Origin of the sequence: Microbacterium karelineae (genome assembly GCF_009745985.1) — a bacterium.
GTDB lineage: Bacteria > Actinomycetota > Actinomycetes > Actinomycetales > Microbacteriaceae > Microbacterium > Microbacterium karelineae.
Window position 1 is genome coordinate 285,426 of record NZ_WFIX01000190.1, and the last position, 18,574, is coordinate 303,999.

At 67.5% G+C, this 18,574-nt stretch carries 14 protein-coding genes; 3 read left to right on the plus strand and 11 right to left on the minus strand.

Annotated elements, in window-relative coordinates:
• Positions 1–10 precede the first annotated feature (10 nt).
• The 6 genes from GB932_RS14525 to GB932_RS14550 all read right to left on the minus strand — a co-directional run bounded on the left by GB932_RS14525 (position 11) and on the right by GB932_RS14550 (position 8,962).
• Positions 11–2,548 (minus strand): glycoside hydrolase family 66 protein, encoded by a 2,538-nt coding sequence (locus GB932_RS14525; RefSeq protein WP_197517504.1) that lies wholly within the window; start codon positions 2,546–2,548, stop codon positions 11–13.
• Positions 2,549–2,601: 53 nt separating this feature from the next.
• Positions 2,602–4,317, minus strand: coding sequence for an alpha-glucosidase (locus tag GB932_RS14530; protein WP_156761406.1), 1,716 nt, complete (start codon positions 4,315–4,317; stop codon positions 2,602–2,604).
• The gene (locus tag GB932_RS14535) at positions 4,304–5,764 is read right to left on the minus strand and encodes a glycoside hydrolase family 66 protein (RefSeq protein WP_497755956.1); all 1,461 of its coding nucleotides are present in this window, start codon (positions 5,762–5,764) and stop codon (positions 4,304–4,306) included. Before GB932_RS14535 ends, GB932_RS14530 begins: the two co-directional genes overlap by 14 nt.
• A gap of 134 nt (positions 5,765–5,898) precedes the next feature.
• Positions 5,899–6,738, minus strand: coding sequence for a carbohydrate ABC transporter permease (locus tag GB932_RS14540; protein ID WP_156761408.1), 840 nt, complete (start codon positions 6,736–6,738; stop codon positions 5,899–5,901).
• The gene (locus GB932_RS14545) at positions 6,735–7,667 is read right to left on the minus strand and encodes a carbohydrate ABC transporter permease (protein ID WP_231916220.1); all 933 of its coding nucleotides are present in this window, start codon (positions 7,665–7,667) and stop codon (positions 6,735–6,737) included. Before GB932_RS14545 ends, GB932_RS14540 begins: the two co-directional genes overlap by 4 nt.
• A gap of 23 nt (positions 7,668–7,690) precedes the next feature.
• Complete coding sequence (locus GB932_RS14550) at positions 7,691–8,962, minus strand: extracellular solute-binding protein (RefSeq protein ID WP_156761410.1); 1,272 nt, start codon at positions 8,960–8,962, stop codon at positions 7,691–7,693.
• Positions 8,963–9,100: 138 nt separating this feature from the next.
• Between GB932_RS14550 and GB932_RS14555 the strand changes: the two genes are divergently transcribed.
• Positions 9,101–10,240 (plus strand): ROK family transcriptional regulator, encoded by a 1,140-nt coding sequence (locus GB932_RS14555; RefSeq protein ID WP_156761411.1) that lies wholly within the window; start codon positions 9,101–9,103, stop codon positions 10,238–10,240.
• Between the two features lie 117 nt (positions 10,241–10,357).
• Here GB932_RS14555 and GB932_RS14560 read toward each other — a convergent pair whose 3' ends face one another.
• The gene (locus GB932_RS14560; RefSeq protein WP_156761412.1) at positions 10,358–12,496 is read right to left on the minus strand and encodes an ATP-dependent Clp protease ATP-binding subunit; all 2,139 of its coding nucleotides are present in this window, start codon (positions 12,494–12,496) and stop codon (positions 10,358–10,360) included.
• Positions 12,497–12,575: 79 nt separating this feature from the next.
• Between GB932_RS14560 and GB932_RS14565 the strand changes: the two genes are divergently transcribed.
• Positions 12,576–12,965, plus strand: coding sequence for a hypothetical protein (locus GB932_RS14565; RefSeq protein ID WP_156761413.1), 390 nt, complete (start codon positions 12,576–12,578; stop codon positions 12,963–12,965).
• 7 nt (positions 12,966–12,972) lie between these two features.
• Here the strand turns inward: GB932_RS14565 and GB932_RS14570 are convergent, their stop codons facing one another.
• The gene (locus GB932_RS14570; protein WP_156761414.1) at positions 12,973–13,956 is read right to left on the minus strand and encodes a GlxA family transcriptional regulator; all 984 of its coding nucleotides are present in this window, start codon (positions 13,954–13,956) and stop codon (positions 12,973–12,975) included.
• A gap of 85 nt (positions 13,957–14,041) precedes the next feature.
• Between GB932_RS14570 and GB932_RS19665 the strand changes: the two genes are divergently transcribed.
• Positions 14,042–14,167, plus strand: a complete 126-nt coding sequence (locus tag GB932_RS19665) for a hypothetical protein (RefSeq protein WP_306769965.1) — start codon at positions 14,042–14,044, stop codon at positions 14,165–14,167.
• Positions 14,168–14,263: 96 nt separating this feature from the next.
• On the opposite strand, the gene GB932_RS14575 is transcribed toward GB932_RS19665, so the two are convergent.
• The 3 genes from GB932_RS14575 to GB932_RS14585 all read right to left on the minus strand — a co-directional run bounded on the left by GB932_RS14575 (position 14,264) and on the right by GB932_RS14585 (position 18,511).
• On the minus strand, positions 14,264–16,039 hold the full coding sequence (locus GB932_RS14575; protein WP_156761415.1) for an ATP-binding protein: 1,776 nt from the start codon (positions 16,037–16,039) through the stop codon (positions 14,264–14,266).
• A gap of 82 nt (positions 16,040–16,121) precedes the next feature.
• Positions 16,122–17,333 carry a glycosyltransferase gene (locus GB932_RS14580; protein ID WP_231916221.1) on the minus strand — a complete coding sequence of 404 codons (1,212 nt, stop codon included), beginning with the start codon at positions 17,331–17,333 and terminating at the stop codon, positions 16,122–16,124.
• On the minus strand, positions 17,330–18,511 hold the full coding sequence (locus GB932_RS14585) for a glycosyltransferase (RefSeq protein WP_156761416.1): 1,182 nt from the start codon (positions 18,509–18,511) through the stop codon (positions 17,330–17,332). Before GB932_RS14585 ends, GB932_RS14580 begins: the two co-directional genes overlap by 4 nt.
• Positions 18,512–18,574 lie beyond the last annotated feature (63 nt).

The following is an 18,574-nucleotide window of genomic DNA, read 5'->3' on the forward strand; positions in this document are numbered from 1 at the left end:
CAGCGGTGCATCATCTCGGCAACGTCCACTTCTGGCTGGGACCGGTGTGACAGTCCCAGATGTGCACTCGTGTCCCGTCGGCGGTGCCTTCGCCGTCGGCGTCGAGGCACCGGCCGCTGGCGGCGTTGTGGTACTGCGAATGCGCCGTTCGCTCCCACTGCTGGCTGGGACTCGTGTTGCAATCCCACAGGTGCGCGAGTGTGCCGTTCGACGTTCCGCCCGCCTCCAGGTCCAGACATCTGCCGAGGGCCTTCAACTGGCCGTTCTCGAACGTCCAGTCCTGGGCCGGCACATCGGCGCAGCTCCAGAGCTGGATCGCGGTGCCGTTCGCGGTCGATCCGCCCGCGACATCGAGGCAGTGAGCGGCCTTGGTGACGACATTCCCGTTCCCGACGGTGGATTCGCCCATGTAGACGATGTCCCAGTTCGTCAGAGACGGGACGACGAAGCTGATATACGCGCCTCCTGCGTCGCTTCCCTGAGTGAACGGCAGTTCCGTGGCACGACCGCCGTCGCGGTCGGGACTCGCCACGTGCACAGCTTCCGGCGTCGGGCTGTCGCCGAGGTAGTACTTGACGGGGACGTCCGTGAGCGTCGCCGGGTCTGCCGCCGGGTTCCGCCACTGGCCGTCGTTGCCTTCGAGATTGAGCAGATGGATGACGTCACGACCATCGTTGCGCATGACGTTCGTCCAGATCGTGCCACCCGCACCGTTCGTGCTCGTCTGGTGCCCGGCGATCTCGACGATGTTGTCGAGCCGCCGCAGCGTGGGCCCGTAGAGCACGTTCTCGTATCCGGTGATGACGTCGTAATAGCTCTCCATCCATGCCTGGAGCTCGTGCGACATCTGCTTCGTCTCGTCGAGGAAGTATGGCGCCACGAGCATCTGATCGCCCTGGCCCATCTCGATGTGGCTGGCGCCGTTCGCGGCGAACGCGGCGTTGGCGAGTTGAACTGATGGCGTGTCGAAGGTGCCGAGCGTGATGCTGTCGAGATTCGCGTAACCTGTGTCGCCGCTCTCGACGGACAGCTCGATCGTGTGCGTGCCGGCCGAGAGGAAGGCTGCGGTGCCCCCTTCGGTGTTCCAGGTGTCCCAGTCGGCGGTGGGGGTGAGCTTGATCTGACCAGCTTCGGCCCCGTCTACGGCGACCGTCCGTGTGACCGTCGCCCCTGTGCCGTTGCTCCAGCGAGGCACGATGCCGTAGCGCCGACTCTCGGGAACGGTGACGGTGACCGTCACCGAGTCCCCCGTGGCGCCGAAGTTGTCGAGGAAGCCTGTGCCCGTATAGCCCAGGTGGTCGTCGTCGACGGCGACACCACCGGCGAGCTGTCCGTCTTCGGCTTCATAGCTGGTGCCGGTGTTGATCCGGTAGTTGAGGTATGCCGCGACGAGCGCGCCCTTGCCGCCGGAGTACGCACGCTGGGAGTCGAGATAGTCGGCGACCTGCGCGTATGTTTCGTGGTTCTCCCAGAGTTCGGTGTAGAGGTATTCGCTCGATGAGCCGGCAATCGCCTCCGCGCCGAATCCGTCGACGGCGTTGAATCCCGCAAGGCGACCGGTGACGTCGCGCGTCGTGTCGATCAGATCGGCGAAGCCGCCGGGAAGATCAACCGGATCGCCGAGGATGTCGTCCATCCCGCCGTCCGGTGCGCCGCCCCAGTTGCCGAGCTGGTCGATGTGTGTGCCGTCGAATCCCATGGTGCTGATCTGGTCCGCGTACTGCGCGGTGATGTGGCCCTCCCAGCCAGGATTCTCCGGATTCATGAGCCACAGGGTGGTGTCCGGACGGTTCGGCAGCATCTGGAACTTCCAATCGCTGCCGTCGGATCGATACGTGAGGCGCCAGTCCTCGTCGACGCCGTGGGCGGTGAAGCCTTCGAGCGCGGCATAGCTCATCGAGTAGGGAAGCGCCGCGATGTTCTCGTCGTGGGCGGCATCGATGAAGCCTGACACGGTGTCAGGGGCGATGACGTCGCCGTTCCAGGCCGTCCACGTCGGAACGAGGTCGCCGTCGACATCACGTTCGATGGGCTTCTCGTGCCGCCACATCCAGTCGTAGAACTGCAGGGAGTTCAGGTGGTACTTCCTCGAGAGGTCCTGGACGATTTCCTGCCGCTCGGCCGCAGGGAGGTCGGCCGCGTACGTGTCGAGATATCCCGTGCGCGGGTATCGCGTCCAGTCGCTCGAGACGTCGACGGCCGTCTGCGTGCTCTCGTCTGAAGCGTCAACGTGCACGAGGTAGCCGGTGAAGTCCTGGGCCGGCGGCGTGACTGCCCAGTCGACTTCGCCGTCGCCCGTCGCCTGGACGGTTCCGCTGGCGACCACCGCCCCGAGATGGACGAGTGAGAAGTCGACTGGTCCCGTTCCCGACACCTCGGCGGTCACGGTCACGGTCTCCCCTGGCGCGTAGCGCGACTTGTCGGTCCACGCGTCGCCGAGGTCGGCGGCGGCAGCAGCGGGGAGGGTCGGCGCAATCGCCAGCGCCGCCGCGACGGCGGCTATACCGGCGGCGGCGGCGGCTTGTCGGATCAGTTTTCGTGAGTGCATTGTCGCTTCTTTCGACGTCATCGTCATTCGAGAGCCCGGGTCGGCTGGGGCGTTCAGCGCGCGTAGACCTTCACCTCCCAGGGGCCCAACGGTGCGTCCACGCGCGGCTCGGACAGTCCGTTGCTGAGGATGATCTCGCCGCCGACCCACGCATCGACGAACTCCGCATCAAGGAGTGGCGTCACGTCGTGCGACGAGAGATTGGCGACGACGAAGAGGACGTCCGCGTTCAGAACGCGTTCGAACCCGAAGATCGCCGGATCGCCCGCGTCGAGCCGCGCAAAGGTTCCGTGGGCGACGACAGGCAGCCGGTGCCGCAGATCGATGAGGGCGCGGTAGTGCTCGAAGACGGACATCTCGTCGCCGTACTGTGCGCTCGCGTTGAGATGAATGTAATTGGGATTCGTCGCGATCCACGGGTCACCGGTCGTGAAACCTGCGTGTGCTGTGGCATCCCACTGCACCGGCGTGCGCGCGTGGTCCCTGCTCATCGCGCGGATGCCGAGGATCGTGTCGGCCGGGTCGGCACCGTCCTCGATCGCCGTCCGGTAGTGATTGAGCGTCTCGACGTCGCGGTAGTCGCCGATGTCGGCGAAGGGCACGTTCGTCATCCCGAGTTCCTCGCCCTGATAGACGTAGGGCGTCCCTCGCTGGAGATGCAGGACGGTCGCAAGCGCGGTTGCGGACTGTCGCCACCAGCGGGTGTCGTCGCCGAATCTGCTGACCGGCCGCGGTTGATCGTGGTTGGAGAGGTACAGGCTGTTCCATCCGGCCTCGGCGAGAGCGTCCTGCCACCGCGTGAAGGAGTCGGCGAGTTCACCGGGCGAGAGTCGACGTGAGCGGAACTTGCCATCGACATGGTCGAGCCCGACATGATCGAACTGGAAGATCATGTCGAGTTCACGACGTTCGGGGTCAGAGAACAGCGCCGCCTGGTCCGTCGTGACGCCTGGCGTCTCCCCCACGGTCAGGAGAGCGCCGCGTCCGTCGAACACCTCTCGTCTCATCTCCTGCAGGTACTCGTGAAGCCGCGGTCCCTCGGAGAAGTGCGGAAACCCGTCGCCGTATCGTCTGCCCGGGGCGACCCGCCCGTCAGGCAGGCCGGGTTGTTTGGAGATGAGATTGATCACGTCCATGCGGAACCCGTCGACGCCTCGGTCGAGCCACCACCGCATCATGCGGTACACAGCGTGACGGACCTGCGGATTGTCCCAGTTCAGGTCGGGCTGCTGTGGCGCGAAGAGGTGAAGGTAGTACTCGCCCGTCACTGGATCGCGCGTCCAGGCGGGTCCGGAGAAGAAGGACTCCCAGTTGTTCGGCTCTCCTCCATCGCGCGGCTGTCGCCAGTGATACCAATCACGTTTGGGGTTCTCGCGGCTGGATCGAGACTCCAGGAACCAAGGGTGCTGGTCGGAGGTGTGATTGACGACGAGGTCCATGATGAGCTTCATGCCGCGCTCGTGGACGGCGCGGAGCAGCTCGTCCATGTCCGAGAGGGTTCCGAAGAGCGGGTCGATCTCCTGATAGTCGCTGATGTCGTAGCCGTTGTCCGCGTGCGGCGACCGGTACACCGGAGAGAGCCAGATCACGTCGACGCCGAGTCTCGCGAGGTGGTCGAGTCGACGCACGATCCCGCGGAGGTCTCCGATGCCGTCGCCGTCGGAGTCCTGAAAGCTGCGCGGGTAGATCTGATAGACGACCGCGCTCTTCCACCACGCGGCGTCGGACTGGGCAGGGGCGTCGGCGACGGAGTGCTCAGAGAGCGACATGGATGACCTGCCAGATGTTGATTGCGGGGAGGGCGACGATCGCGTCGTCGCCGTCGAGTCGGACGTCGAGGTCGTGCAGGCGCGGCGTGCCGTCCGGATCGGCGACGCGTACGCGAGGGATGCGTCCCCGGACGTATCGGAACCGCAGCTCGCCTGCGCCGGGATCCGCCGGTTCGGAGCGTGGAGCGTCCCAGAGCGCGTCGCTCTGTCCTGCGAGATTGATGAGATGCACGACGAGGCCTTCCGCCGTGCGCGTGACTCGACGCCACACGGCCCCGGGCGCGGCCGTCTCGCTGACCTCCGCCGCGCTGTATCGCACGTCGAGGTCGGCGTTGTGCTCTCCGACGAACGACGCCGTCACCTCTGCGATGCGCGGATCGAAGAGCAACGAGTCGTGTTCGACCGCGAAGTCGTACCAGCGCGCGAGCATCTCGATCGTCTCAGACGATGCCTCCCGATTCCGCACGTAATACGGATCGACGAGGAGGCGCCCCTCCTCGCCGGCGAGGAGCTGTGTCGTCCCATGGGAGAACAGTGTCGCCATCGTGAATGCGGCGGACAGGTCAGCGATATGCGCGGGCGCCCGGTCGTATACGTGCTGGTAGGCGGCGAGGACAACCGGACGATCGCCGGCCACGGATTTCGCGCGGGTCGCCACAGCCGCCAACGCACCGAGCGTGTCGACAGGTTGCCACGGTTCGATGTACACGACGTCCTGCGGCGAACTCGCCGTGTCCCATGTCGGGAAGTCGTTCACATTGTTGAAGACCAGGCGACTGTCGGGCAGCGCCTCGCGTACCGTCTCGACCATCTGGACGAACGAGTCCGCCACATCGACGCGAGTGCCGTCGGGGGTCGAGGCGAACTTCGGGTATCCGTACTGATCGAGGTGGAACCCGTCGAAGCCCACCGCCTCGGTCGCGTCGACGAGATCTCGGGTGAAGTGCTCGAGCCACGGCCGTGCCGCGGGGTCGATGATGAAGAGGAAATCGCCCAGCGCATACGGCTCCCCGTCAGGGCGAAGGAGCGCGTGCTGCCGCCAGGCGGGCCATTCCTCCGGCCCGACGGCATACACCGCCGCATAGCCGTATGACGAGGTCCCGCCCTCTCTGAGCGTGTCGACAAGCCTGCGCACCGTGGCGAGTACGATCGGCTGGCCGAGGGCGTCCTCATAATGTTCGCCCCCGCCGAGCAGGTCCGCGTGCCGGTAGGCCCAGTCGTAGAACTGGATGCCGTTGAGATGCAGTCGCCGTGCCATGTCGCGGACAGCTTCGGCGTCCTTGTCGGGGGCATAACTTGCGACGAACCCGTAGCGCAGTCTCGAGCGGCTGTCGTCGAGCACTTGGACCGCGGTCCGCGCTGTCGTTCCGTCGACGTCGAGCTCGACACCATAGGAGCCGACCGGCAGGGTGCCGAGCGAGACGGTGCGGTCTTCATTCACCGGCACGACGGCGATACGTTCCCCTAACCGCCAGAGCGTGAGTGTTCCCACCGGCGGCTTCGACCTTCGGATCTCCACCTCGACGGTGTGACCGGGTTCATAGACCGCCCGTGTGGGGAGAAGAGTGAGATCGGTCGAGTTCATCCTTTGACGGCTCCTGACGTGAGGCCCTGCACGAAGTGACGCTGGAAGACGAGGTAGACGACGATGACCGGGACGATCGCGATGATCGACGCCGCGAAGACGAGTCCCCACTGCGTCGCGTTCTGCCCCTGGAAGAGTTGGATGGCGATCGGCAGGGTGCGGTTCTCCGGGCTGCTGATGATGGTCAGCGCCCACGCGAACTCATCCCAGCTCGCGAGGAACGTGAAGATGGTGGTCGTGGCCAACGCGGGCCGAGCGAGCGGAAGCGCGAGGCGCCAGTACCGGGTCCAGGCGTTCGCGCCGTCCACCTGCATCGCCTGATCCAGTTCGAACGGGATGGCGGCGAAGAACCCCCTCAACAGGAAGGTGTTGAGCGCCAACGAGCCGGCGACGTAGAACACGATGAGGCCGACGAGCGAATCGAGCAGCGCGAGCTGCTTCGCCAGAATGAACTGCGGGATGATCATCATCATCGCCGGAACCATGAGCCCGAGCAGCAGCACCCGGAAGATCGTCTCCCTGCCGGGGAAGTCGAATCGGGCGAACGCGTACGCCATCATCGAGCTGATCAGCACCGAGATCGCGGTTGACACCACGGCGACGACGACGGAGTTCACCGCGTACAGGGCGAAGTCCTGCGTGGTCCACGCCTGCACATAGTTGTCCAGGGTGACGGGATCGGGTATGAACTGCGGCGGCGTGGCCAGTACGAACGCCTGGGGCTTGAGCGAGGTCGACAGCATGTACGCGAACGGCGTCGTCATGATCGCCGCCCCGACCACGAGCGCAGCCAGCCTCAGGGCGACGAGCGAGCGCCTCCTGGCCTTCGGCATCATCGCGCTTCACCGTCCTGGCCGCGGAACACGCGGAGCTGGATCGCGGACGCGATGAACACGATGATCGTCAGGATGACCGCAAGCGCAGCCCCGTAGCCGAAGTCGAGCTCCGAGAAGGCCTGTCGGTACATGAAGGTCAAGAGCACCTCCGTCTGACCGCCGGGCCCGCCGGCGGTCATGAGGAGTACGGACGTGAAGACGTTGAATCCACCGATGACGAGCATGACCGTGACGAAGATCGTCGCGGGCCAGATCGCCGGCAACGTGACGACGCGGAACCGCTGGGCCCAGCCGGCGCCGTCGACGATCGCGGCCTCCTCGAGTGACTTCGGGACGCCCTGCAGCGCCGCGAGGAAGATCATCATCGACCATCCGATGCCCTTCCACACACCCAGCGCGCAGATGGCGACCAGCGCCGTCCACCGTTCGGACAGCCACGAGGTATCACCCGCCGTGACTCGGAGGATGTCTCCGAGCGCGAAGTTGATGAGTCCCTCATCTGCGAACAGGTATTTGAACAGCAACGAGACGACGACCCAGCTCGTGACGACAGGGAGGTAGAACAGCACCCGGAACAGCGGCTGCGCCGGTGCCTTCGAACGCAGGAGGAGCGCGATGGCGAGGCCGAGCACGATCTGCGGCGGAACCGTGAACAGCATGTACACACCGCTGTTGGCGAGACTCAGCCAGAAACGGTCGTCGGCGATGGCCCGGGCGTAGTTGTCCAGCCCGAGGAATTCACTCGCGGCGCCCTGCAGGACGTTCCAGTCATAGAGACTCATCTGCAGCGCCTGCACGATTGGATACAGGATGCACACGCCGAACAGCACGACGCCCGGCGCCAGGAACAGGTACGGAGTCGCCGACCGCCGACCTCGGCGCCGTGTCCTCGGCGCGCGCACGCCCGGCGGGGCGACCTCAGTCACCACGGGCCGCCCCTCCAGGACCGTCATCAGTCGTTCTCAGCGAGGAGGGTGTCGATCTGCGCGGCGGCCGCCGCGAGCGCGTCCGCCACCGAGACGTCGCCTTCGAAAGCAGGGACGAGCTCAGCGGAGAGGATCGTGTCGACTTCGCCCGCCTGCGGGATCGGGAGACGTGCGCGAGCCGCCTCGAGCTGGTCGGAGAACGTTGCATAGTACGGGGCGATCTCCGCCTGCGCATCAGCGAACTCGGGCTTGACGGTCATCTGACCCGCCTTCGCCATTCCCAGCTGGTACTGCTCGGACTGGGTGAACTCTACGAACGCGTACGCGGCATCTCCAGATGAAGCACCTTCTGTGACCACGATGCTCTCGCCGCCCACGACGCTGATGGATCCGCCGTCGCCTGCAGGAACGGGCGCGTAGATCGGATCGAAGTCCGGATACTGCCCGGCCCAGATGTCCTGCATCCACGGACCGTCGAGGATTGCGGCGTACTGCCCGCCCGGCAGACCGTCGCTCGTCGACGTCGCGCCGGCGTTGCCGGTGATGAGATTCGGGATGCTCCCCGCCTGGTACAGGTCGACGAGGAGCTGAACGCCGGCGATGCTCTCTTCACTGTCGAGGTGGCCGGTCGCGGTGGTGAGTTCAGCGTCGGCGACATCCCCGCCCGCGGACCAGATCCACGGCATGACGTTCCAGGCGCTGAGCCCGCTGTCGGCGAAGGCCGCGATGCCGGTGCCATCGAGGGCGTCCGCGAACGCGCGGATGTCTTGGAAGGTCGCCGGCGGAGTGTCTGTCCCCGCGGCGTCGAGCGCCTCCTGGCTGGTGACGAGCACGCGGGTGTTCGTGTTGAGCGGGAGTCCGTAGTAATGGCCGTTCCAGGATGTGGTCTGGAGCGTCCCTGGATACACGGCCTCGGACAGCTGGTCGAATCCGGGCATGGCGCCATCAAGCCGTCGGAAGACGCCCAGCTCAGCGAACTGGGCGACCCAACCGATATCCGAACGGACGAGGTCCGGCAGCTCACCGCCGGCGGCGCTCGTCGTGAGCTTCTGCTTGAGCCCGTCGTACGGCATGTCGACGTAGTCCACCTCGATGCCGGGATGCGCCTCCTCGAACGCGGGAATGAGCTCATCCTCGAGAACCTGCGTCTGGGCGCTGTTCCCGCCGTTGCCGTACGTTCCCCAGTACGTCAGGGTGACGGTCCCGGTCGTCGAGTCCGTGCCGCCGGTGCATCCGGTGAGGACGAGCCCGCTCGCTGTGGCCAAGGCGGCGGCAGCCGCCCAACGCATGTGCTTCATTGCAGTGACTCCTGGATCGAGTGCGATCACCCGTTGACCGCAGAGTTATTTCATCTGATGAAGTAACTACTGTCAACCCCGTCTTATAGAGTCGTGATTCCGACGCATTAGTTCACACGTCGAACTTAAGGGGGCACGATGGCGTGGCAACCGACCGACGATCTCGCGCAGGCCGTGGCACTGGAAGTGCTCCTGCACGGGCCGCTGAGCCGATCGGACCTTGCGCGACGCCTCAGCCTGGCTCCGGCCACGCTCACGCGCATCAGCACAGATCTCATCCGCTCAGGCCTCCTCGTCGAATCACCGCATCTCGCCGAGCGCCGGACGGGACGCCCGTCGATCCCGCTCGACGTCATGCCGGAAGCCCACCACTTCGTCGGCGTGAAGCTCGCAGGCGACCGGATCATGGCCGTCCTCACAAACCTCCGCGCGGATGTGCTCGACCATCGCGAGGCGCTCCTCGAATCTCACGCGCCCGAATACGTCGCCACTCGGATCGCGGACCTCGCCACGCAGATCGGCGGCGGACTGCGGATCGCGGCCGTCGGCATCGGTCTCGGCGGTGTCGTCGACGGCCGCGGCTCTGTCAGCAGCGCGCCGTTCCTCGACTGGCACGAGGTGCCGCTCGCCTCGCTCGTGAGGGCCCGGGTCTCCTGCCCCGTCTTCGCGGCCAACGACCTCGCGGCCTTCACCGAGGCGCAGCACTGGTTCGGACTCGGATCCGGACACGACAACTTCGCGGTCATCACGCTCGGCGTCGGCGTGGGCTTCGGCAGCATCGCCAATGGCCGACTTCTCGCCGGGCCCGACGCCGGCGTCGGGCTGGTCGGCCATTGGCCGCTGGATCCGTTCGGCCCTCGTTGCCGACGCGGGCACCGCGGCTGCGCCGACGCGATGCTGACCATTCCGGCGATCGAGAAGGACCTCTCCGCCGCGCTCGGACATCCCGTGCGATGGGACGAGGCGCTGGGCCTGGTCCACTCAGACGACCCCGCCGCCCGTCAGATCTTCACGGCCTCGGGCCGCGCGCTCGGAAGGCTCATCGCCGCGGTCGCGAATCTCACGGCTCCCGAACTCGTGATCATCGGCGGCGAGGGGGTCGCCCTCGCCGCCTCGACTGAGGAGGCCATTCTTGACGGGGTCCTCGAGAACCGCGATCCCCGTGCCGACCCCGTGCGCATCGAACTCGCGAGCGGCGAGAACACGTCGTGGTGCCAGGGCGCAGCTGTCGTCGCCATCCAGGGCTACGTGCACGGCCGACTGGACGCCGACACCTGACCGCCGCGGCAGTGCGCCCGTCCCGATCCGCAGCCTCCGCTCTGAGAACCAGCAAGTCTCCGTCGAGTCCGCAGCTGATTGCAGCGGAATCGACGGAGACCTGTTGACCTGCGGGCTCTACGCCCCTGTCAGGGCGAGCTGCGCGCCGTCCGCCGCGACGTCGACGCGCACCGTGTCGCCGTCGTGGATGTGGCCGGCGAGGATCCCGCGCGCCAGGCGATCCTGGATCTCCTTCTGGATCAGGCGCCGCAGCGGGCGCGCGCCGAACGCCGGGTCGTATCCCCGTTCCGCGAGCCACGCCCGCGCGTCCGGCGTGACGGCGAGCGTGAGCCGACGATCCGACAGGCGCCGCTGCAGCAGGTCGACCTGCAGCTCGACGATCTGCGCGAGCTCGTCCTCGCTGAGCGAATGGAACACGACGATGTCGTCGAGGCGGTTGACGAACTCGGGCTTGAACGACGCCTGCACGAGCTGCAGCACCTGCTCGCGCTTGACGTCGGGCGCGATCGTCGGATCTATGAGGATCGGCGAGCCGATGTTGCTCGTGAGGATGAGGATCGCGTTCTTGAAGTCGACCGTGCGGCCCTGCCCGTCGGTCAGCCGCCCGTCGTCCATCACCTGCAGCAGCACATCGAACACCTCGGGGTGCGCCTTCTCGACCTCGTCGAGCAGCACGACGCTGTAGGGACGACGCCGCACGGCCTCTGTCAGCTGGCCACCCTGGTCGTAGCCGACGTATCCGGGAGGGGCTCCGACGAGCCGGCTCACGGAGTGCTTCTCGCCGTACTCCGACATGTCGATGCGCACCATCGCCTGCTCGTCGTCGAAGAGGAACTCGGCGAGCGCCTTCGCGAGCTCGGTCTTCCCGACGCCCGTCGGGCCGAGAAACAGGAAGGATCCGGTGGGCCGGTTCGGGTCGCTGAGCCCCGCGCGCGAGCGGCGCACGGCGTCCGACACGGCCGTCACGGCCTCGTGCTGGCCGATGAGCCGGCGCCCGAGCTCGTTCTCGAGGTGCAGGAGCTTCTCGCTCTCGCCCTGCAGCAGGCGCCCGACGGGGATCCCCGTCCACGCCGCGATCACGCCGGCGATGTCCTCGTCCGTGACCTGGTCCCCCACCATGCGCTCGTCCGACTGCTCGGCCTTCTCGGCCGCGTCGAGTTCGCGCTCGAGCGCAGGGATCTCGCCGTACAGCAGTCGCGATGCCTTCTCGAGGTCGCCCTCGCGCTGCGCGCGCTCGGCCTCGACGCGCGCGTCGTCGAGCCGTGTCTTCAGGTCTCCGACGCGGTTCAGCGACGCACGCTCGGCCTCCCACCGCGCCTGCATCCCCTGCAGCTTCTCCTCCTGGACGGCGAGGGTCTCGCGCAGGGTCGCGAGTCGCTCCTTCGCGGCATCGTCCTTCTCCTTCTTGAGGGCGAGCTCCTCGAGCTTCAGCCGGTCGACGTGGCGGCGCAGCTCGTCGATCTCGAGGGGCGCCGAGTCGATCTCCATCCGCAGGCGGCTGGCGGCCTCGTCGATCAGGTCGATCGCCTTGTCCGGCAGCTGGCGGCTCGGGATGTAGCGATGCGACAAGGACGCGGCGGCCACGAGAGCGCCGTCGCTGATCGACACCTTGTGGTGCGCCTCGTACCGCTGCTTGAGCCCGCGGAGGATCGCGATCGTGTCGTCGACGGCGGGCTCGCCCACGTACACCTGCTGGAACCGGCGCTCGAGCGCGGCGTCCTTCTCGATGAACTCGCGGTACTCGTTGAGCGTCGTCGCACCGATCATGCGCAGCTCGCCGCGCGCCAGCATCGGCTTGAGCATGTTCGCGGCGGCGACGGATCCCTCTCCCCCGCCCGCGCCCATGAGCACGTGCAGCTCGTCGATGAACGTGATCACGCGCCCCTCGGACTCGGTGATCTCCGTCAGCACGTTCTTGAGGCGCTCCTCGAACTGCCCGCGGTACATCGCGCCCGCGACGAGCGCGGAGATGTCGAGGGTGATGAGCTCCTTGCCCTTGAGGCTCTCGGCCACATCGCCCGCGACGATGCGCTGCGCGAGCCCCTCGACGACGGCCGTCTTGCCGACGCCCGGCTCGCCGATCAGCACGGGGTTGTTCTTGGTGCGGCGGGTGAGCACCTGGCTGACGCGCCGGATCTCGCCGTCGCGCCCGATGACGGGGTCGAGCGCCCCGCGGCGAGCGCGCTCCGTGAGATTGATGCCGAACTGCTCGAGCGCACTCTGCTGCTCGTCCTGCGGCTGCTGGGCCTGTGCCATGGTTCCTCCCCCGTCGTGCAAACATGAGTCAATGCGACTCAAGTTTAGCACCTCCTCGGCCCGGCGTAGTGTGAGTCCCATGACGACACCCGCCGCGCCGAACCCCTACGACTCCGCCTATGGGCGAGCGGTCGCGGGCGCACCTCGAGGGTCCGAACAGGCGGGCCTCGCCCTCGCAGCGCTGATCCTGGCGGCGATCGCCGCCCTCGGGTCGCTCGTCGGGTCGCTCGTCGTCCTCGCGATCATGGCCTCCTCCGGCGCCTCGTTCGGTGCGGCGGGGGCGTTCGGCGGCGCCACCGCGATCCTCTTCGGACTCGTCGCGGTCGCCGCTCTCATCCTCGGCATCCTCGCCGCGCGCGGATCCCGCCCCGTCATGGCCGGCATCGCGATCGGCATCGCCGCCGCGCACCTCCTGTCGGCGCTGTACGGCATCCTCGCGCCCCTGCTGTCAGCGGTTCTATACCGCTGACGCGGCCTCAGGCGGCCGGTGCGACGTCGTTCTGCGTCGCGGGAAGGCAGCGGAAGCGGTCGCGATAGGCGCTCGGGGTGATCCCGAGGATGCGCGTGAAGTTCTGACGCAGAACCGCGGCGGATCCGAACCCGCAGTCGTCCGCGATCCGGTCGATGCCGAAGTCGGTGCGCTCGAGCAGCCGCTGTGCATGCAGCACGCGCTGCCGCGCGAGCCACGCGGCGGGCGTCGCGCCCAGATCGGCCTTGAAGCGCCGCGCGAAGGTACGCGGCGACATGTGCGACCGCGCCGCCATGTCCTCCACCGTCAGCTCGAGGTGCAGGTTGTCCAGCGCCCAATCGGCGACGGGGGCGAGCGACGTGCTCACATACTCGGGCAGCGGACGGTCGATGAACTGCGCCTGCCCTCCGTCGCGCTGCGGGGGGACGACCATGCGTCGCGCGATCACGTTCGTCAGATCGGCGCCGATCTCCTGCCGCAGCAGGTGCAGGCAGGCATCGATCCCCGCCGCGGTCCCCGCGCTCGTGATGATGCGGTCGTCCTGCACATAGAGGACATCGGGATTCACGTCGATCGTCGGGTGACGCCGCGCCATCTCGTCGGTGTACATCCAATGCGTCGTCGCACGACGCCCGTCGAGGACACCCGCATTCGCGAGCGTGAACGCCCCGCTGCACACGCTGAGCACCCACGCCCCGCGGTCGACGGCGCGGCGGATCACGTCGAGGATGCGCGGATCCTGCTCGTCCCAGTACTCATGCGGTGTCGCCGCGACGATCACGAGGTCGGCCTCGTCGGCGAATCCGAGGCCCTCCTCCACGAGGAGCGAGAAGCCGAGCTTGCTGCGGATCTCGCCCGGTTCGGCAGCGACCACACGGAAGTCGAAGTTCGGGACGCCCTGCGCTGAGCGGTCGAGGCCGAACGCCTCGCATGCGACACCGAACTCGAATGGGGCGAAGCCCTCCTGGACGATGCAGGCGACGGTCTTCATACAGCACCTCTGTTGGCAGGATTCTGATGATGCATGACCACTCTGCCACTCGCGACAGGATCTGCGCAACCGTAGCGTTCCTGCCATGATCCTCGCCATCGCATTCCTCGTCCTCGCGCTCATCGGCATCGGCGCGACCGCCTTCGCCCTCCCCCGGGACGGCTACGGGCTCCCCCGCCACGGCATCGACGACTGGGTTCACCGACCTTGACCACTCTCCTCGCGATACGCGCCCTCATCGGGCTCGCCGCGCTCGGCGCCGCCCTCCCCGGCGGCGACCGCGGGTTCCCGGTGCACCGCGACGACGTCAACCGCTGACGCCAGGGCGATAGCGCCTGTTTCTGCTCGTCGGTGGCGCGGTCGCGATCAACGCGCCCTCCTCCACCAGCACCCTCAGCCGCGGTCTCACCGTCGGCAAGGTGCGCTGCACACGCGCGGCGATCGAATGCACGTCCAGCTCCCCCGCGTCTCGGACAGCGGATATGATCCGCTCATCGAGCTCCGTGCGCGAGCTGAGCGGCCCGATCCCCTCGAGGAGATCGAGCTCAGCCTCCCGCGACGCCAGCCGTTCGCCGACTCGGTAGGCCTGCCCCAGGTGCAGCGGATAGCCCAGCCAGCGCTGCTCCGTCAGTCGACGCAGCAGCGACTCGGCATCTCGACAGTCCATTCCAAAGGTCGTGCGAAGCACGTGAATGTCCACTGGCACCCCTCTGTGAACGAGCACCAGGACTCTCTGACTCTCAGCGGGGAGATCCTCCGCACCGACATCTGCGAGCCACGACTCCTCGTCGGGATCGAGAAGACCGTGCCTATCCAGCGACAGCGTGACGTGCGTGGACGTCACGTCGAACCTCGGGGTGCCGAGGCCCGCGAGACCCATAGCTCCCGCCATACGCGGAATCCCGCATCCCCCGTTCTCCGAGACCGTGTCATCGCGCCCCGGGAGAGGGACATCGGTCAGCAGGCTTGCGAGCGCCGCGTTTCGCGATCTGGATACGCCCTCGAACAGATCGATCACGCGTCGCCCACCCCAGATGTCGCCGGGATTCGAGATCTCAACGCGATCGGGGAACATCTCGACCCGCACCTGTTCGCCGAGCGCCTGCGCGCTGTAGTCACGATGCGCCAGAGCGTTCGCTACGCCCTCACGAATCGCGTCGACAGGGATCTCAGGTTCATCCCGCGCACCGGCACCTCGCGACACTCGGCGCGTCTTGAGATTCTCGAGAGTCGCGCGCACCGCATCTTCGACCATCAGCGGAATCGGGCCCTCGAGGATACGCCTGTCGATCATCCGAAGATCCCCGACGAGCTGCTCCTTGGCCACCCCCGGGTAGACCGCAAACGAGACCATGGCCTGCGGAAGGAACTCCTGCGGGTAGCGCCCGAAGCAGAGGAGACCCGCAACCGTCGGTGTCCTCTCGTCGCTCGAGAGGACCCTGAGCCGACGCAGAGCGGCCGAGGTGGACGCCAAACCCTCGATGGTTCGCGGTCGGGTACGCCTGATCCTCTCGAGGAATCGATCGATCTGGCTCGCATCCAGATCCGAGATGCTTGCGCCGTCCACCGACGTCACGTCAAGTCCGGGCAGCGTAGCGTTCGTCGTGAGGAGGAACACCCCATACGAACTCATCCGACGGTCGCCATCGCCGACACGCTCATAGGTCCCCCGCTGCACGCCCTGTGAGCTGACATAGACCGGCCGCAGGTCGGCGGGGAGCTCCTCGATCTCGACGACGACGACAGGTGCGTCATCCACGAGCCCGATGTCCACCGATCCGTGCGGCCGAGGCGTGACCGGTCCGGCGGGCTCAGACTCTCGGCGAGGACGAAGCACTTCAGATATCGCGTCGCGCACTGCTGCCGCATCGAATCCATCAGCTGGCGCGAAGCCCGCCTGCTCGTCCAACCCGAGGAGGATGAGACCTCCGCCACGGTTGCTGAATGCGCTGACAGTCTCCCAGAGCGATTTCGGCACGCCTCCTGCCACCGACTTCACTTCGATCTGCGCCAGATCGGTGCCGGAGATTCGAAGGCGCTGCGCGACCCCCCAAGGCTCCCTGCGATGTCTCCATCTGTCCACCCAGCCTCAGTGAGAGCGTCAGTCATCTCTCAGTGATAGCTCACTCAATATCACTGACGTCCTCACTGACGGGCTGCGCCAATCAGATGAGCACCCGTCGGTAGATGTCGATCATCGCGGCGGTGCGAGACGACTGCACGAATTCGCGGCGCACGCCCTCCGAGGGCGCCGGAGCGGATCCGAGACGGATGTCTCGATCGACGTCGCGCAGCGTCGTCGCGAGCTCGCGGATCCGCCCGTCCTCCGACTGCGCAGAGGGCACACGCCACACACCTTCGCCCATCTCGTCTGCGATGTCCGGGTCGCTGATCACCGACGGCGTCCCGAACTGGGCCGCCTCGAACGGCGTCATCCCCTGGGTCTCGAAGCCGATCGAGGTCTGCACGAGCGCCGAGGCCGCCGCGATCCTCGCGAGCGCGCCAGGGTACGACAGGCGCCCGAGGAACCGCACCCGCTTCGAGAGTCCGTGCGCCTGCACGTATCGCTCCGCCGCCTCGCGCTGGAAGCCGGAGCCCACGATCTCCACCGGCATGTCTATGCCGCTCTGTGAATACGACTGCAGGAAGGGCAGCAGGCGCTTCTCGGCGCTCATCCGCCCGACCCAGATCAGCGCCCCGGACGGCGCGGCGGCCGCAAGATCCCGCAGCACGTCATCGTCGATGCCGTTCCAGACGACGTCGACGGATCCGAACACGCCGTGCTCCTCGAGGCGCCGCGCGAAGTGCGCGGACGGCGCCGTCACGGCCGTCGCCCCCGAGGCGATGCCGCGCAGGTACGCCCAGCCGTCGGATCCCGGCCCCGAGCCAGGGAGCGCGCGCCGCCGCCACGCGTTCAGCACCCGCAGCGCGGAGCGGGGGAACGGCGTCGTCGCGGCGATCCCGACGTCGACGCGGTTGTGCATCGTGTGGACGACGGGCAGTCGTGCACGGCGCGCGAAGCGGTGCCCGAGGGCGGCGCCCCAGTAGTCGCCCTGCACGTGCACGACATCGGGGAGGGGCGCGCCGTGCGCCGTGACGCGATGGGCGATGCCGCGGTCGACCGCCCGCTCGGAGCGGCGGCCCGGCCAGACCAGGGCGTACTCGCGGTCGCCCGGGACGGGAAGGGACGGCAGATCGACATATGCCTCGTCGTGAATGTTCGTGAGGTCGCGGCCGTGACGCGCCGGCGCGACGATCGTCACGATATGACCGGCCCGCTCGAGGAACTTCCGCTGCAGACGCATCGCCACCTGGGCGCCGCCCGCCGTCTCGACGTGCTGATCGCCGAACATGACGACGTGCAGGGGGCGGCTCATGCGGGGACGGACTCGCCGCGGTACAGCGCCTCGAACGTGTCGAGCGTGCGCGTGATGTCGTGCGCGGAGACGAGCGCGAGCGAGGCGCGCTGCATCTGCCCGTACCGCTCGCGCGACGCCCCCAGGACGTCGGACAGGCGGGCGGCCAGCTCGTCGACGTTCTCGGGCGCGAAGAGATAGCCGTTCTCACCGTCGTTCACGAGGTGGGGGAGTGCCACGGCATCCGCGGCGACGACGGGAAGCCCAGACGCCATCGCCTCCATCGTCGCGATCGACTGGAGCTCGGCGATCGAGGCGATCGCGAACACCGATGCGCGGGTGAGCGCGGCGCGCAGCTCCTCGTCAGACGTGTGACCGTGGAACACGACCCGGTCGCGGATCCCCAGTTCGTCGGCGAGCGCCTCCAGGCCGGGCCGCTGGTCGCCGTCCCCCACGAGCTCGACGATCACGTCGTCGTCGAGGCGAGCGGCCGCACGGAGGATGTCCTCGACGCGCTTCTCGCTCGTGAGCCGGCCGACGAACACGATCGTCTTCTCCGATCGCGGCGACAGGTCGGCCGTGTACTGCGACATGTCGATCCCGCAGCTGATGGGGACGACACCCGAGACGTCGATCGTCTCCTCGAGGAAGTCCGCGGCCTTCCGGGTCGGCGTCGTCACGGCCGCGCACATGTCGAAGGTGCGCTTCGCGTCGGCCCAGGCCTCGCGCAGCAGGATCCGGTTCGCCCACGCGGGCAGGCGCGTGGAATCGAGGATGTTCTCGGCCATCGTGTGATTCGTCGCGACGACGGGGATCCCGCGCTTGCGCGCCTCGCGGGTGAGACCGCGCCCGATGACGATATGAGACTGGATGTGCACGACATCCGGGTCGATGGCGTCGAGCACGCGGCGCGCGTAGTGGCGCGAGCGCCACGGCCACACGAAGCGCAGCCATTCGTGCCACGGCAGCGACACCGCCGGCAGCCGATGCACGACGAGGTCCTCGCCCTCGACGCGCTCGACGCCCGGCTTCTGGCGTCGGTACCGCTCGTTCGGGGCGCTCACGTGGACCTCGTGGCCGCGCTGGACGAGGCCGGCCGCGAGGCGCTCCGCGAAGCGCGCAGCGCCGTTGATGTTCGGTGCGAACGTGTCGCACCCGAGCAGGACCGTCAGCGGACGGTGATTCGCGGTTTCGGACACGACGGAAACGCTACCGGCGTGACACGACCGAACCCATGCATCGGGCCGACATTCGGGGGTTAC

Coding starts and splice junctions, on each gene's coding strand:
- GB932_RS14525 (WP_197517504.1), bottom strand. CDS start 2,548: ATGCACTCACGAAAACTGATCCGACAAGCCGCCGCCGCCGCCGGTATA.
- GB932_RS14530 (WP_156761406.1), bottom strand. CDS start 4,317: ATGTCGCTCTCTGAGCACTCCGTCGCCGACGCCCCTGCCCAGTCCGAC.
- GB932_RS14540 (WP_156761408.1), bottom strand. CDS start 6,738: ATGATGCCGAAGGCCAGGAGGCGCTCGCTCGTCGCCCTGAGGCTGGCT.
- GB932_RS14550 (WP_156761410.1), bottom strand. CDS start 8,962: ATGAAGCACATGCGTTGGGCGGCTGCCGCCGCCTTGGCCACAGCGAGC.
- GB932_RS14555 (WP_156761411.1), top strand. CDS start 9,101: ATGGCGTGGCAACCGACCGACGATCTCGCGCAGGCCGTGGCACTGGAA.
- GB932_RS14560 (WP_156761412.1), bottom strand. CDS start 12,496: ATGGCACAGGCCCAGCAGCCGCAGGACGAGCAGCAGAGTGCGCTCGAG.
- GB932_RS14565 (WP_156761413.1), top strand. CDS start 12,576: ATGACGACACCCGCCGCGCCGAACCCCTACGACTCCGCCTATGGGCGA.
- GB932_RS14570 (WP_156761414.1), bottom strand. CDS start 13,956: ATGAAGACCGTCGCCTGCATCGTCCAGGAGGGCTTCGCCCCATTCGAG.
- GB932_RS19665 (WP_306769965.1), top strand. CDS start 14,042: ATGATCCTCGCCATCGCATTCCTCGTCCTCGCGCTCATCGGCATCGGC.
- GB932_RS14580 (WP_231916221.1), bottom strand. CDS start 17,333: ATGAGCCGCCCCCTGCACGTCGTCATGTTCGGCGATCAGCACGTCGAG.